Raw genomic sequence first — 16,042 nt, 5'->3', positions numbered from 1 at the left:
CCCTGCTGATACGGAAGGAATGGAGAAGTAACTTTTATGGGTAAAATTGACTATAATGCGATTTACGCTAAAAATAAACATGATTGGTATGGAATGACGGAGGAGCCACAGAAATATGAGGCATTACTTGCCGGTCATTATTCAGATAGCAACCATTTTGTATATGAATTATTACAGAATGCAGAAGATGCAGAAGCCGGTAAGGTTGTAATTGAGTATTACAGCGATAAACTTGTATTTTATCACAATGGAAGACCATTTAGTGAAGCTGATGCTATTGGTGTATCTTCAATGTTGATGGGAACAAAAGATAGAGATGATGCGTCATCTATTGGTAGATTTGGTATGGGATTCAAATCAGTATTCAAATATACCTATCAGCCGGAAATTTACTCTGATGATGAGGCATTTAAGATTACCAAATATCTTTTGCCGGTAGAAATTATAGAAGGATGGAATTGTCAGGCGGAAAAGGAAAGTATCACTTGTAAACTAGCTAGTGGTGGTTCTTTTACGCCTTTTTCTGTGTCAGAGCACCTTACGAAGATAGTTATTCCTTTTATGAAATATGGTCGGAAAGGCCAGTTAGAAGCAGTGCCAGGAGATGATGTGCTTCAAAAGCTTAATGAATTAGAAGGTGAAATTCTACTGTTTCTAACACATATACAGAACTTGTATTGGGTTAATAGAGATACTGGCAAACATGCCATGATTACACTCAAGGTGGAGGAAACTGATGCAAGGCTTATCACATGTCGTATTGTAGGTACTGATTATGGCAATAAAGAAGATATATCTCGCTATTTGAAATATAAAAAGGTGTTTGATCACGATGAAATGAAAAACGCAGAGGTATCTGTTGTATATAAAGTTAATGCAAGAGCAGACAATGTTAATGAGGTGGATCAATCAAATATATGGGTATATTTTCCAACGAGAGATAATACGGATTTACCATTTCTAATTCATGGCTCCTTTGAGACAGCTGTGTCAAGAGAGAAACTAATGACTCCTTCAGCATTCAATAGTGATTTATTTGATAAGCTTGGGGATTTAATAGCAGATTCAATGATCGACTTGGCTGATAGAAAGTTAATCACACAAGGATTTTTGCGAAGAGTGGTGATGTCAGCATTTAAGGATGAATCTACAAATCACACAATCCCTGGATTAAAGGAAAAAGTAACCAAAGCTATTATTGAAAATGGGCTGATTCCTGATAGGAAAGGTGAGTATCATAAGCCTTCAGAGTTGAGAATTCCTGTACCATTTCGAATTGGTGATTTTAGTGAGAAACCTTTGTTTAAGACAGCGTTAGCATATGTTGGTGATTTTGTTGCATTTAACAACGAAAGGGAAGTGAATTTCACTGATTATTTCATGTGGTTGAACCAGGATTTGAAAATCAAAATCTATGGATTGCAGCAGCTTGCAATTGATATGAAACGATTGCCAGATGAACATATGGGAAAGTCCGGTGCAAATAGTGACGCACTGAAAGATTTTTATGATTTCCTATCGGATAATCGTGTTGATGTATATAAAACAAGCATCTCTTGGACAAGAAGCGGTCCATATGAGCAGACTATTCGAAATGGAATAGACAAGGCATGGAAGGAATTTAGAAAAGCTCCAATTATTTTAAATAGATTGGGGAAATTAGTTCCTGCATATGTAGATGGTCAGCTTTCTATATATTTAGGATCATCAAGTGAGTATAAAAGTGTCATGCAGTCAGCACTTGTGCAGACAGATATTGCTACACAGTTTAAGAATGTGTTGATGAATGAATTTCAGATTCATGAATTTAACAATTTTCAATACATAAAAGAAAAAGTAATAAAGAAATATGTCGAAGTAGGAGAACTACTTGCTTTTGAAAATCCTAATGATTTTAAAGCAGAGTATGTTGAGGACATAAAACAAATATTGGATTTAATAGAAGATACCGGAAATGTAACTGAAATAGCAGAGATGCTTAAAGATGCCAACATCATCAAAGTAACTGACCCAAACGGAGAAGATTTATTCTCTATTCCTGGAAAAACATATCTTAAAACATCAGACGAAGGAATTGATCTGAGTATCTACTATCAGGGCGTTTATAAGGAAGAGACGGAAGAGGAGAACGAATTTTGCATAGACTTTGAATATGATTTAGTTGATGAAGCATTTTATGAAGAACACGATATACCACTTAGTAAATTAAAGAAACTAGGCATTATTAGTTCTCCGGTTACCGAAGGGTGTAGAAGAGAAGATGGAGTTGGTGATGGTCATTGGGTCGCTATCGGTGAATACTGTCCAAACATTGATATCGAAGGACTTGAAGATAATTTATATTACATCGAGGAATATCCAGAGGAAGGGTTAGCACAAGAGAAATCTGTAGAGGCACTAAAATTATTACTGGCAATTTATAAGAAACTGGAAGGAAAGAGAAGATATAGAAAAAACAATCCGTATGAGGGGGCTTTAGAAGCAGCCGGTGTTATTACATATTCAGTAAGAAGAACAAATTGGCTATATAACAAAAATAATGAGGTATGTAGACCGTCTGAACTCTCACGATATGACTTAAATCCTGCTATTTATAAGGGAATTAGTGGCGAAAAGGTAGCCTATAAAATTATTGGATTCACCGAAAAAGAGGCAGATAATACTGCTGATACATTCCAGCAAGTAGGAAATCTTGATAAGAAGTACAAGATGGTGCTTTTGAAGCGACTCGCTCGTGAGTTAGGAAGAGAAGTTGTTATGCCTGGTGCAGTGGCAGATTCATGGGATGAGCCTGAGGAATCAGAGGAAGTTTTTGATGCAAATAGTTGGCAAGATACAGAATTTCCTAAGAACAGAGTGAAAAATTTGGAAAACTTAGTTCGCCATGTTCAGGAGCAGTTCTATTGTGCAGACCCTACAACCTATAAAAAAGTGTGGAGACAGATCCGAACAAGTAGATCGCCAAAGACAGTACGAGCATATGCTATGGGTATGTATACGAATGATAGCGATATTAGAATCTGTCAGATATGCAAGGAGCCTTTTGCAAATGCAGAGGTTTCAGAAATTGCAAACTACGGAATAGAAATGCCACAGCTTAATATCTGTACTTGTAGAAACTGTGCTGCGAAATATAAAGCAGTGCGTGACGTAAATAAGGATACATTTAAGCAACAGATGAGAACAGCAATTCTAAGTTTGGATGTTGATGCAGACGAAAATGAATATATTATTGAAATTAATAGTGAACTTGCATTACATTTTACGCAGACTCATATTGCTGAAATTCAGGAAATTTTCCGACTCCTTTCTGAGTACGGAACACCACAGGAAATGGATGAAGATGGCGAAGTAAGTGGACAATTGTTACAGCCGGTGAGATCATCGTTTGTAGAACAAGTACAAAAAGACGAACCGTCAGCCGCCCTCTACGAGGATGTGGCACGTGCGGGTTGCTTTATTACATACAAAAAGAGATTTGCAGGTGGTGAGGTTTATGATAATACGTTGCAGCCCGACAAGTTCCCTCTTCATAAAGCATTTGTAGGTCATAAGATAGGGGATATTGTTATATTCCAGAACCGGGAATATGAAATCACCGGAATACTATAAAAGGATGGTGCAGTAGTATGGCACAACATTTATCTATAAGAGTACCTTGGCATGATCATGGATGGGATGGAACTGTATGTGAACACCCGGATAGTAATATTTCGTGCCTAAGATTAAAAAATATATATGAGAATCGCGATGATGCAAGAGAATGTGAACTATGTGGTCAATGTATGCAGAAAAATGAAGGTCAGTTACCATGTATTGCAGAAGGCGGAGCATTTATGTCGGATGTCGATTTGGTAAAAGTAACAGAGCATCCATATAAGAAATATAACGTAGCTACACATAGACATTTTCTGCCGACGGAAATAGTCTATCCTGCACATTCGTTTCCGGCTAGACCATTTGCATGGATGGTTAAGGATAATATGGAAAAATTATCTGAGGAGTACGGAATCCGATATAATTCGGCAGTGGAACCTGTTCTATCATTCCATACCGCATGGATACAGGAAGCATCTAATCACCGAGCAATTTTTGATTATTTTTATGGTGATATTATTCCTGATGAGTCTTTGTGCATTGCCTATGCGAAGCAGGTACCTTTTGTAGAAGATTCTCGTAGAGTAATTATTGGAATGGGACATATAAAGAGAATTGTACCGGCAGTAGAACATAAGCATACAGATGAGGGAGAGCTGCGTTCTATGACTTGGGAAACACAAGTATGCCATTCTATAAGGCTAGATCATAAGGATGGATTTGTAATTCCATATCAACAGATGATGGAATATGCAGAATTACATCCCGAATTTAACATAGAGTCGATAACAGTATACGCACCAGATGATGCATTTGCAGAATTTTCATTTGCATCAGAACATGTAAGTCATGATGCGGTGATTGATGTCATTCTATCATGCATTAAGGCATTTGAAATAATCAATAATTGCTTGGATGAGGATTACAGTAATGTTTTGACATGGTTGAACGAAAGGTTAGCAGAAGTTTGGAAAGACCGTGGAGCATTTCCGGGTTTAGGAGCTATGCTTAGTGCAATGGAAATACCGCTTGGAGTATTGATGGCAAAACAAATTAAAGAAAAGACGGAAGACAAGGATAATATATGGGAATTGGTAGATCAACTCTTTGATCATCCGGAAAATGTCGTATCAGAATCTCTTGTAGAGAAAATTACACCAATAATTGTCAAGACATGGAAGGGAATGTCTGATGAAAGAAAGCAGCTTTTCAGACTTTTGTCGAGACTCTCTTTATCAATCAATCAGGCAAAAATACTTTTTGCTCAGGGAGAAAGGTTGAAAAATCGTATTGAATGTACAGATAAGGAGATAATAGAAAATCCATACATACTTTATGAGCAGACAAGACTTAAAGTAGACGAATTATTTATTTCTGTAAAGAAGGTAGATAGAGCGGTATTTCCAATTTCATCTATCATGGAAAAGTATCCATTGGAGGCTCCATCTAAACTATCATCTGATAATGATGAACGTAGGGTAAGAGCACTTGCAATCGCTGTGATGGAAAAGGCTGCATCTAATGGAAATACTATTATGCCTTGTGCAAATCTGGTTGAGGAAATGAAGAATCAAGTGCTCGATCCGGCATGTCATGTTACAGAAGATATAGTAAAAGCAATCGAGAAATTTATGTTGCTTGAGATTATCAAGAGAGAAATGAAGGATGGCACAGAATATTATAAATTAGTAAGATTTCAGGAATTTGATGATATCATTGAAAAACGTATCAGTAGAAGATTGAACGCACCAAAGCTTCCAGTTGAGGCTGACTGGAGGAAGATGCTTGATGATAAGTTTAATAATGGTAAACTGATATCAGAATCGGAAGAAAAAGCACGTCAAGAAAAGGCGGCTATTCTTGCAGAATTAGCCGAGTCAAGAATTACTGTGCTTGTAGGAGATGCAGGAACAGGAAAGACTACAGTTTTATCTGTATTGTGCAGTCATCCTACGATTAAAGATGGAGGTGTTTTACTTTTAGCACCTACCGGAAAAGCAACGGTACGACTTTTAGAGAGTATGGGAGAGGAAGGGAAAGGATTTACTGCACTCAACGTTGCTCAGTTTTTGGTGCGAAGTCAGAGATTTGACTGGAATGATATGAGATATGTGCTATCAGATGCAAATTTTGCAGATGTGCCTGAGACCGTTATTATAGATGAGGCATCTATGCTGACAGAGGAAATGTTTGGTGCATTGATGCAGGCATTAAAAAAGGCAAGACGTATTATTTTTGTTGGAGATCCGAATCAGCTTCCGCCAATAGGAGCAGGTAGACCATTTGTTGATTTGGTATACATGCTCCGGTTGAAATTAAAGGATGGAGTATTTCCAAGAGTATGTGAACATTATGGAGAGTTGACAGTAAATCGTAGACAGCAGACTAATGGCATTCGTAAGGATGTACGTCTATCAAAAATGTTCACTAACACAGAAGATGTTCCGGATGATGATGTAATTGCTGAAATTATAGGTAAAGGTGATAAGAATATTGAATTTGTACAGTGGAGTACAAAAGAAGAACTTGAGACACATTTACTGGAAATCATGGCAAAAGAAACAGGTATGAAGGATATATATGATCAAGAAAGTTTTGATTTGTCGTTGGGTGGAACAAAGGGTAACTATGGTATTTTCTTCAATGTGGATGCAGCAGAGTATGTGGAAAAATGGCAGATATTAGCTCCAGTTCGTAATATGCCGCACGGTGTTATGAATATAAATCGAATGATTCATCTAAAATACAGAGAAAAATTCTTAGAGGTATCAAAATACTGGGGAGCCAGAAAGCGAATCGCAAACAGTTTGGGACCGGAAGGTATTGTATATGGAGATAAAGTTATCAATTTAGTAAATACTTCAGCAAAAGAGGCATATCCAAACGATGAAGGCGCAAGAAATTATTTGGCTAATGGTGAAATTGGTATAGCCTGTGGTGATTACTCTAAAGCAAGGAAAAATGACGATAATTTCATGCATGTAGTATTTTCATCTCAGAAGGGATATAAATATTCTTTTGATAGACGAGATTTTGATGAAGAGAATGGAACTGCAAACTTGGAGCTTGCTTATGCATTGACAGTACATAAAGCACAGGGTAGTCAGTTTGGCACTGTGATACTGGTTTTATCAGAACCATGTCAAATTTTATCAAGAGAAATGCTTTATACAGCACTTACAAGACAACTTGATAAGATTGTGATTATGTATAATCAGGAACCGTATCATTTGATGAAGTATTCTACAGCTGCGAACTCAGCAATTGCTACAAGGTTTACCGATTTATTTAGAGATGTTTATAAGGGAGAGCCAAACGGACCTGATTTACGTCCACAGATTGTGCAGTCTGGAGATAAATTCTATGAAGAAAAACTTATTCATAAGACTGTACGTGGAGAACTTGTAAGATCTAAGTCTGAAGTGATTATCGCAAATGCACTTCATTATAATGGACTAGATTATGAATATGAGCCGGAGCTTGTACTGGAAGGAAGAGTTAAACGTCCAGACTTCAAAATTGAAGATTATGATACTGGCGTGGTCTGGTATTGGGAACACTGTGGAATGATGACTGATGGAACATATCGTCAGAGATGGGAAGATAAAAAGAAATTCTATGAAAAGAATGGAATAGTAGAAGGAAAGAATCTCATCGTGACGGAGGATGATGCAAGCGGTGGACTTGATGCAGCGAATATCCAACAAATAATAGAGAATACGTTTGATTTAGATTAATAGGTGGTACAGTGGTCGGAAAATATCCGGTTATTACCCTATGTGGTAGTACACATTTTAAAGACGAATTTATTGAAGCACAGAAAAGACTTACGCTTGAAGGTAATATTGTCATATCTGTTGGACTTTTCGGTCATACAGGTGATCAAGAAGTATGGGAAAATATGGACGAAGGCACGTTAACCGATACAAAAGAAATGATTGATGATATGCATAAAAGAAAGATAGATATGGCATATGGCATTTATGTGATTAACGTAGGAGGATATATCGGAGAGAGTACCATCTCTGAGATTGAATATGCAAAGAAACATGGGAAAACGGTAACATATTTGGAAGCCATTTCACATCATTAGAAATGATATTTCTAATGTAAAAGCAGATGCAATCCTGAATACTGCCAATCCAAGACCAACATATGGTGGAGGAACTGATACAGCGATATATACTGCGGCGGGAACGGAAGAGCTATTAGTAGGATGTAGTAAAATTGGAAATATTGAAAGAGGTGAAGTGGCAGTAACTCCTGCATTTCGACTTCATGCAAAATATATTATTCATACTGTAGGACCTAAGTGGATTGATGGCAACAGTGACGAATTTGATATTTTGGAGCGTTGTTATTTATGAGAATTCACTGGATAAGGCAGAAGAACTAAAATGCTAAAGCATTGCGTTCCCACTCATATTAACAGGTGTATATGGCTTCCCAATGGATAGAGCATTACAGATTGCAGTCAGTGTCTTTAGAAAATTTCTGATGGATAATGAGATGAATATTACGCTTGTAGTATTTGATAAGCATTCGTTTCAGCTTTCGTCACAGTTGATGGGAGAGATTGATTCTTACATAGATGAAAATTATGTAAGCAAAAAGAGTTTGTCTGAATATAAAGAGAGAAGTTCCAAGAATGTGCAAAGAAGAATGTTCAAAGAAGACGATTTCCGGGATGAATGAGCATATTATGAAGAAGTAACTCTTAATGATGTGAAAGAATCAGAGTCAGCATCACTATTTGAAAGTCTCAAAATGTCGTCACTGGAGATATCATTGGAAGATCAACTAGAGAATATGGGAGAATCTTTCCATGACAAGTTATTTGAGCTTATTTATAATTCAGGTTTAGATAATAAAGATATCTGGAAATGGGCGAATATTGATCTTATTGTTAAGGAAACAATTCTTGATCGTCAGTATGATATCATGTAGTTAAGTCCGGTTCTGTTCAAATATACAAATGAGACTCTAGGAGCATGAGAAGTGTTTAGATACGAGTAAGGAGAATATACTTATGCATATACCAAGTAACGAGAGCGGTCAAGTTGAGATACTTGGCTTTGAAAATGCACTTATGGACAATATAGAAACTCAATATGATAGAAATAAGTGGATTTTTGTGCCTAACTTTTATTCAGAATATCGTTATATTTTGGGTACAGTAGGGAATAAACCTTTGATTACCATTGGAATTAATCCTTCAACAGCACAACCGGATGATCTTGATAATACATTAAAATCAGTTGCCCGATTGGCAATCAGTAATGGTTTTGATTCATTTATCATGTTTAATGTGTATGCGCAGAGAGCAACACGTCCTGATGATATGGATAAGGTCTTTAATGAGAACCTTCATATAGAGAATATGAAAGCATTTCACTATATGTTGAAGAATGCAGGTGAAATGCCTGTTATATGGGCAGCTTGGGGAACAATCATTGAGAAACGACCATATCTTAAGCAGTGCCTTCAAGATATGATTCAGATTGGAAAGAAATATGATGTGCAATGGGTGAGGACCGGAAAGTTGTCAAAGAAAGGTCATCCACATCATCCGTTGTATTTAAGCAAGGAATCTAAATTTGAGATTTTTGATATAGAAGATTATGTTAGTGAATGTTTGAAATAGCTGGAATGAATCATAATCATTGTTACATGAAAATTTGTTATAAAAGCTATTGACTCCTACGTAATGTAATAGTTTAGTTATTCTTAAAGTACCACAAGGAGATATTATGACCGACTACAAAGCGATTTTGAATAAACCCGAATATAATTTTATAAATACTAATGAGCATCTTGGTAAGCATGTGATACTTCTTGGACTGGCAGGAAGCTATGCATATGGGACAAATATAGAAGGCAGTGATATAGATATAAGAGGAATTACACTTAATCAAAAATCAGACCTTATAGGACTTACACAATTTGAACAGTATGTGGACGATAATACTGATACCGTTATCTATGCATTCAATAAAATGGTGAATTTACTTTTAAGTTGCAATCCGAATACAATAGAGTTATTGGGGCTTTCACAGGATAATTATCTCTATCTTAATGATATAGGACAGATGCTTCTTGATAACAAAAGATTGTTTTTATCCAAAAGGGCTATTCAGTCATTTGGAGGCTATGCGGATGCTCAGTTAAGAAGATTGCAGAATGCATTGGCCAGGGATACATTTCCTCAGAGTGAAAAAGAGCAGCATATTTTTAATTCAGTAAAGAATGCAATGTACAGTTTTAACTTAAGCTATAAGAGCTTTGAAAGCGGAAGTCTGGAGATTTTTATTGACAAGGCAGTTAATCCGGAGCTTGAAACAGAGATATTTATCAATGCAAAGTTGAATCATTATCCTTTAAGATATTACGCAAGTATGTGGAATACAATGTCAAATGTTGTAAAAGATTATGAGAAAATAGGAAAGAGAAATAAAAAGAAGGACGATCTGCATCTGAATAAACATGCCATGCATCTTATCAGATTGTTTATTATGGCTCTGGATATATTGGAAAGCGGAGAAATCAATACATATAGAGAAAAGGAACATGATCTGCTGATGGATATACGTTTTGGAAAGTTTCAAAATGAGCATGGTACTTTTTCGGACAGCTTCTATGATATGATGAGAGAGTATGAAAGACGTCTACATTATGCAGCTAAGCACACAGATCTTCCGGATGATCCGGATTTTAAAAGAGTTCAGGAACTGGTAATGACAATAAATGAAAAGGTGATTCGAGATGAGATATGAGAATTTTGAAGGAAATATAGAAGAACTGATTTGCATGAAGCTCAGAGAGATAGAAGAAAAAGAAAATATAAAAGTTTTACATGCTATAGAATCCGGCAGCAGAGCATGGGGTTTTGCTTCACCGGATAGTGACTATGATGTAAGATTTATCTATGTAAGAAATAAAAACTTTTATTTATCACTTCGTGAGAACAAGGATTTTATTGATTGGGAATTAAACGAGGTGCTTGATATCAATGGTTGGGATATAAAAAAGGCATTGAAGCATTTTCACAAATCAAATGCGACATTATTTGAGTGGAGCAATTCGCCTATAGTGTATTATACTACGGATGAATGGAAGAGTATCTATGCCAGAACAGCATCAAAGTACTTTTCATGTAAGTCAGCTCTTTATCATTACTATGGTACAGCAAATAAGAATTACCACGAGTATCTATGTGAGGATATGGTAAATTACAAAAAGTATTTTTATGTACTTAGACCTATTCTTGCCTGTAAATGGATAGATGAAAGAAAATGCCCGCCACCGGTACTTTTTGATGAATTAATTAATGCTGTTCTTGAGGAAGATATGAAGGCGGCAGTAGAAGATCTGCTTGCAAAGAAGATAAAGATGTCTGAAGCCCAAAAAGGCCCAAGAGTTGAGGTGATTAATAAATATATAGAAAAGAAACTGGAATATTATAAGGCGACTGTAGAAGCAATGGAAGATGACAGGAACACTGACTGGGGAGTGCTGGAAGAGGAGTTTAGAGGGGTGATAGATGTGTTTGGAAGAAAATCATAAAAGCAGCTAGAATATAATTGTTTTTGGAATGAAATTTCAAAACTTTGAAATATTTAGATATTCTGTTATTATTTATGTAAAGAAACCTATAAGGTGATGGTTAGTTAAGAATATTATTAAGATTACAACTAGAATAATAAGATGTTGAAAGAACTATATAAATGCTATAATTAGGTTAGCACACCTTTATGTAGGCAGTCATGTTTATATTGAATATTGTGTGGAAGGGAGATTATTTGAAGACAACGATAAATCCGGAAGAACTAACATCTGTAGATTTGAAAGAATGGCTAGAGGATGTTCATGAAAAATATTATATTGAACTAAAAAAGGCCCAAGAACTTCCTAATGCATTTTGGGAAAGTTATTCATCTTTTAGTAACACTTCAGGTGGTTGGATAATTCTTGGTGTTGAAGAAGGATATATTGTCTACAACAGAGTATAAAGTAAGAAAAGCTATTCAAGTTCTGGAAGATAAGAATCTGATAATGAAAATTGGAAATGGACCGTCTACTAAGTATAGGATTGGTATTGAAAGTGTTGAGTTCTTAACACAATTACAGATGGCGATGGATAGTATAAAGAAACAAATGGCACAATCTATCTCGTGATTATCTCGTGAAAAATAAGGGGTTTTCACAAGATGAAAAAATATACCTTTATTTCAGCGGAGAGTAAATAGAAAAATCTCGTGATTATCTCGTGAAATCACGAGATTTTGCAAGATAAAGATGTCTGAAGCCCAAAAAGGCCCAAGAGTTGAGGTGATTAATAAATATATAGAAAAGAAACTGGAATATTATAAGGCGACTGTAGAAGCAATGGAAGATGACAGGAATACTGACTGGAGAGTGCTGGAAGAGGAGTTTAGAGGGGTGATAGATGTGTTTGGAAGAAAATCATAAAAGCAGCTAGAATATAATTGTTTTTGGAATGAAATTTAATCAATGATTGTCTATGTAAGGATAATGTATATGTATTGAAATAGCAATGTTTTAGCATTATAATTAATACTGATAGATGGAAGTGAGGTGCAAAACATGGCCAGTACGATTCAGGTAAGGGTTGAAGATGAGTTAAAGAGTAAATCTGATGCTCTATTTAAGGATTTAGGTACAGATACAACAACGGCAATCAGGATTTTTTTGACACAGGCTGTTGCCACAAATGGATTTCCTTTTGAAATAAAAAGACAGATAGGATCAAATCCATATCTACCTTTGAATGAGAAAGAACTTTTGGAAAAACTTGAAAGATCCAGAGAACAGGAAAAGTTTAGGGATACAGATGATGTGATTTCAGATATTAGGTCAAAGTATGGATTATAAGGTTGTTTGATGCAGAATGCAGAGAATGATCTTGATAGTTTTATCACATATCTTTTGTTTGAAAAAAAAGGGAGCAGACTGCAAGAAATTTATTAAATGATTTTGAGGCAACAAAGGTAAGTTTGTCAATGTTGCCGGAAGCCTAAAAATTTTTGATAATAAAAAGCTAAGTGAATTAGGATATCGAAGAATAAATTTTTTGTTTCATAGGTATTTTATGCTTTATCGTATTGAGGATGATATGGTATATGTTGATAATATTTTTCATGGATTGTAAGATTACGAAAATAAAATGAATTAAATATTTTAATAAACACTAATATATAAATAGGTTAGGAATAAATTTATGATAAAAGTACTTTTTATCTGCCACGGCAATATATGCCGTTCACCAATGGCAGAGTTTATAATGAAAGACAAAGTGAAGAAACTTGGGTTGGAGGATTCATTTGAGATAGCATCAGCCGCTACAAGTTCAGAAGAGATATGGAATGGTGTAGGAAATCCGGTATATCCGGCTGCTAAAGATGAATTAAAAAAACATGGCATAGCCTGTGCAGGAAAGAGAGCAAGACAGATGGTGAAGTCAGACTATGACAACTACGACTATCTTATAGGTATGGATGATGCCAATATCAGAAATATGAAAAATCTCTTTGGTGAAGGAGAGAAGATATTCAAACTTTTAAGCTTTGCGGGAAGTGACGAGTCTGTATCAGATCCATGGTACACTGATAGATTTGACACCGCATATAAGGATATTAATAAAGGTATAGACGGTTTTTTTGAATTTTTGGAGGATAGAAATGTCATCAATTAAGAAAATTTTGATTTTAAAGATAGTTGCTGTAATCTTTTGCATTGTATTTGCATCTATATCATTCTTTTTAATAGCAAATAAACTGGGCAGTGTGGAGTATCATGCAGAAACAATAAGTGCATTGGATAAAAGTAAGAATAAGGTGATGGAATTAGCGGCTGCGGCAGTAGCGTCTTCATCTGCTATAACCCTTTTGCCGGGGGATGTAGGCACGCCTATTGCACAGGAGCTTGCAGATATGAGTAAATATTTTCTAATAGTACTATGTGCAATTTATCTTGAGAAATTCTTGCTTACAATCACAGGTTTTGTTGCATTTAAGTACATAATTCCAATAGCCTGTGTTCTTTTTATAATATTTATTGCTTCTAATAAGAGTATATTTGCAAAGATAGCTACCAAGTTGTTTTTATTTAGTATTGTAATATCATTTACTATTCCAATAAGTGTAAATATTGCAAAGATGATAGAGAAGAATTATTCGGCATCTATACAAATAACTTTGGATAATGCTAAGGCAAATACACAGACTGTAACAGACAGTGCAAATGAAGAAAATAAGAGCGGTAATGCCATAGAAAAGTTTGTAAATAATATTGCCGGAAATATAAATGATCTTGTGAAGAAATTTGAGAATACATTGAGTTCTTTTGTGGAAGCTATAGCAGTACTTTTGGTAACATCATGCCTTATACCGATAGGAGTATTGATATTCTTTTTCTGGATAATGAAGCTGGTGTTTTCAATAAATGTGAATCAATTCAGCCTTATGCCTAATGATAATAGGTAAATGTGAAGTATTGTTAAAAAAATATCGTTAAAACATTGACAAAACCATTGTAAAGCTATACTATAGACATAAGAAATTTTAGTAACACTTCAGTTCTTGTGGTAGAAGAGCTGAGCGCTCAAAACTATGGAGGCTTAATATGAGATTTACATTACCAAGAGACATTTATCATGGAAAAGATTCACTTGAGGCTTTGAAAAACTTTACCGGCAAAAAAGCTTTTGTTTGCGTAGGTGGCGGTTCTATGAAGAAGTTTGGATTTTTAGATAGAGTTATTGCATACTTAGAGGAAGCAGGTATGGAAGTAAAGCTATTTGAGGGAATCGAGCCTGATCCTTCTGTAGACACTGTAATGCGTGGTGCAAAAGAAATGCTTGAGTTTGGACCTGACTGGATAGTAGCTATTGGTGGTGGTTCACCTATTGATGCAGCTAAGGCTATGTGGATCAAATATGAATATCCCGAGTGTACTTTTGAGGATATGTGTAAGGTATTTGGCATTCCTGCTCTTAGAAAGAAAGCAAAATTCTGTGCTATTTCATCTACATCAGGAACAGCTACTGAAGTAACAGCTTTCTCAATTATTACAGATTATGAGAAGGGAATCAAATATCCTATAGCTGATTTTGAGATAACACCTGATGTGGCAATAGTAGATCCTGCACTTGCACAGACAATGCCAAAGAAGCTTGTAGCACATACAGGTATGGATGCTATGACACATGCAATTGAAGCTTATGTATCTACTGCAAATTGTGATTTTACAGATCCGCTTGCACTTCATTCTATAGAGATGATTCAAAAATATCTTGTAAAATCATATAATGAAGATGAGGCAGCCAGAGATGCAATGCATAATGCACAATGTCTTGCAGGTATGGCATTCTCAAATGCTTTGCTTGGAATAGTACATTCTATGGCTCATAAGACAGGTGCTGCATTTGGAGATTATGGTGCACATATCATTCATGGTGCAGCAAATGCGATGTATCTTCCAAAAGTTATCGCTTTCAATGCAAAGGATAAGGAAGCCGCAAAGAGATATGCAAAGATAGCTGATGTACTTGGCCTTGCAGGAAATACTGAGGAAGAGAAGATAAAAGAGCTTATTAAGTACCTTAGAGGTTTGAATGATGCTCTAAACATTCCACACTGCATTAAGAACTATGGTGCAGACTCATATCCTACAGAGAATGGATTTGTACCGGAGGAAGTATTCTTAGAGAGACTTCATGATATAGCAGTGAATGCTATTGCAGATGCATGTACAGGTTCAAATCCAAGACAACCAAGCGTAGAGGAGATGGAAAAACTGCTTAAATGCTGCTATTATGATACAGAGGTAGATTTCTAAAGTATTTTATAGTATAAATAAACACATCAGTAGTTGAGATTTTGACTATTGATGTGTTTTTTTGCAAAAACAAAATAAAACTCATTATCAAATCTACTTGAAAAAACGAAAAAAAAGTTGTAATATGATATCGAGTTTCAAATTGAGTTAAATACTCATTAGTCAAATTGGAGGTGTGGTTTGAAGAAAGCTCAGTATAAAACCAGACAGCTGTTGGAAATAGAAGAGTTCCTGAAGGAAAATGTTAATAAGCATCTTACGGTAAATGACATTGTTCTATTTTTCAAAAATAAAGGGAAGAATATAGGAAAAGCTACTATATACAGGCATCTGGAACGAATGGTAGGTGATGGGATTGTACATAAGTATGTATTGGAAACAGGAGATAGTGCCTGCTTTGAATATATGGAGGATGAAGACGTTCATCCGGTGTGCTTTCATTGTAAATGTGAAAAATGCGGTAAGCTTATACATTTGAAATGTACTGAATTATCTTTGATAGGAGAACATCTAAGAGATGAACATGGCTTTGCTATAGACCATGCCAGAACAGTTTTCTATGGAACTTGTAATGAATGTAGAGAATAGA

17 protein-coding genes are annotated in these 16,042 nt (G+C 35.6%); all 17 read left to right on the top strand.

Translation table 11 applies throughout. The features are described from left to right. The first annotated feature begins 36 nt into the window (after positions 1-36). Positions 37-3,612: a sacsin N-terminal ATP-binding-like domain-containing protein gene (locus D4A81_RS10930; RefSeq protein WP_111524014.1), complete on the top strand. Its 3,576-nt coding sequence runs from the start codon at positions 37-39 to the stop codon at positions 3,610-3,612. A 17-nt stretch (positions 3,613-3,629) separates the two neighbouring features. Then, positions 3,630-7,334 (top strand): AAA family ATPase, encoded by a 3,705-nt coding sequence (locus D4A81_RS10925; protein ID WP_111524015.1) that lies wholly within the window; start codon positions 3,630-3,632, stop codon positions 7,332-7,334. Positions 7,335-7,345: 11 nt separating this feature from the next. Beyond that, positions 7,346-7,690, top strand: coding sequence for a hypothetical protein (locus tag D4A81_RS10920; protein WP_111524016.1), 345 nt, complete (start codon positions 7,346-7,348; stop codon positions 7,688-7,690). Continuing rightward, entirely contained in the window at positions 7,665-7,964 is a 300-nt protein-coding gene (locus D4A81_RS13735) for a macro domain-containing protein (RefSeq protein WP_111524017.1), read from the top strand. The genes D4A81_RS10920 and D4A81_RS13735 overlap by 26 nt, the downstream gene beginning before the upstream one ends. Before the next feature lie 82 nt (positions 7,965-8,046). Then, the gene (locus tag D4A81_RS10910; protein WP_111524018.1) at positions 8,047-8,292 is read left to right on the top strand and encodes a hypothetical protein; all 246 of its coding nucleotides are present in this window, start codon (positions 8,047-8,049) and stop codon (positions 8,290-8,292) included. A 93-nt stretch (positions 8,293-8,385) separates the two neighbouring features. Beyond that, positions 8,386-8,544 (top strand): hypothetical protein, encoded by a 159-nt coding sequence (locus D4A81_RS13220; RefSeq protein ID WP_162902585.1) that lies wholly within the window; start codon positions 8,386-8,388, stop codon positions 8,542-8,544. Positions 8,545-8,626: 82 nt separating this feature from the next. Beyond that, positions 8,627-9,241 (top strand): DUF1643 domain-containing protein, encoded by a 615-nt coding sequence (locus D4A81_RS10905; protein WP_111524019.1) that lies wholly within the window; start codon positions 8,627-8,629, stop codon positions 9,239-9,241. A 106-nt stretch (positions 9,242-9,347) separates the two neighbouring features. Further along, on the top strand, positions 9,348-10,370 hold the full coding sequence (locus tag D4A81_RS10900; RefSeq protein WP_111524020.1) for a nucleotidyltransferase domain-containing protein: 1,023 nt from the start codon (positions 9,348-9,350) through the stop codon (positions 10,368-10,370). Further along, positions 10,360-11,160 (top strand): nucleotidyltransferase domain-containing protein, encoded by an 801-nt coding sequence (locus tag D4A81_RS10895; protein ID WP_119808309.1) that lies wholly within the window; start codon positions 10,360-10,362, stop codon positions 11,158-11,160. The genes D4A81_RS10900 and D4A81_RS10895 overlap by 11 nt, the downstream gene beginning before the upstream one ends. Positions 11,161-11,396: 236 nt before the next feature. After that, positions 11,397-11,606 (top strand): AlbA family DNA-binding domain-containing protein, encoded by a 210-nt coding sequence (locus tag D4A81_RS10890; RefSeq protein WP_146246991.1) that lies wholly within the window; start codon positions 11,397-11,399, stop codon positions 11,604-11,606. After that, positions 11,587-11,772: a hypothetical protein gene (locus D4A81_RS10885; RefSeq protein ID WP_111524023.1), complete on the top strand. Its 186-nt coding sequence runs from the start codon at positions 11,587-11,589 to the stop codon at positions 11,770-11,772. Before D4A81_RS10890 ends, D4A81_RS10885 begins: the two co-directional genes overlap by 20 nt. A 120-nt stretch (positions 11,773-11,892) precedes the next feature. Beyond that, positions 11,893-12,066, top strand: a complete 174-nt coding sequence (locus D4A81_RS10880; protein WP_243111784.1) for a nucleotidyltransferase domain-containing protein — start codon at positions 11,893-11,895, stop codon at positions 12,064-12,066. 135 nt (positions 12,067-12,201) lie between these two features. After that, the gene (locus D4A81_RS10875) at positions 12,202-12,489 is read left to right on the top strand and encodes a type II toxin-antitoxin system RelB/DinJ family antitoxin (protein WP_111524024.1); all 288 of its coding nucleotides are present in this window, start codon (positions 12,202-12,204) and stop codon (positions 12,487-12,489) included. A gap of 346 nt (positions 12,490-12,835) precedes the next feature. Next, on the top strand, positions 12,836-13,309 hold the full coding sequence (locus D4A81_RS10865; RefSeq protein WP_111524025.1) for a low molecular weight protein-tyrosine-phosphatase: 474 nt from the start codon (positions 12,836-12,838) through the stop codon (positions 13,307-13,309). Beyond that, on the top strand, positions 13,296-14,099 hold the full coding sequence (locus D4A81_RS10860) for a beta-carotene 15,15'-monooxygenase (RefSeq protein ID WP_111524026.1): 804 nt from the start codon (positions 13,296-13,298) through the stop codon (positions 14,097-14,099). Before D4A81_RS10865 ends, D4A81_RS10860 begins: the two co-directional genes overlap by 14 nt. A 139-nt stretch (positions 14,100-14,238) precedes the next feature. Further along, entirely contained in the window at positions 14,239-15,453 is a 1,215-nt protein-coding gene (locus D4A81_RS10855; protein ID WP_111524027.1) for an iron-containing alcohol dehydrogenase, read from the top strand. A gap of 180 nt (positions 15,454-15,633) precedes the next feature. Beyond that, the gene (locus D4A81_RS10850) at positions 15,634-16,041 is read left to right on the top strand and encodes a Fur family transcriptional regulator (protein WP_111524028.1); all 408 of its coding nucleotides are present in this window, start codon (positions 15,634-15,636) and stop codon (positions 16,039-16,041) included. Position 16,042: the final 1 nt, after the last annotated feature.

The organism is Lachnoanaerobaculum umeaense (assembly GCF_003589745.1).
Lineage (GTDB): Bacteria > Bacillota > Clostridia > Lachnospirales > Lachnospiraceae > Lachnoanaerobaculum > Lachnoanaerobaculum umeaense.
The sequence above is the reverse complement of the archived record's forward strand: the minus strand, read 5'-3'. Positions and strand labels throughout refer to the sequence as shown.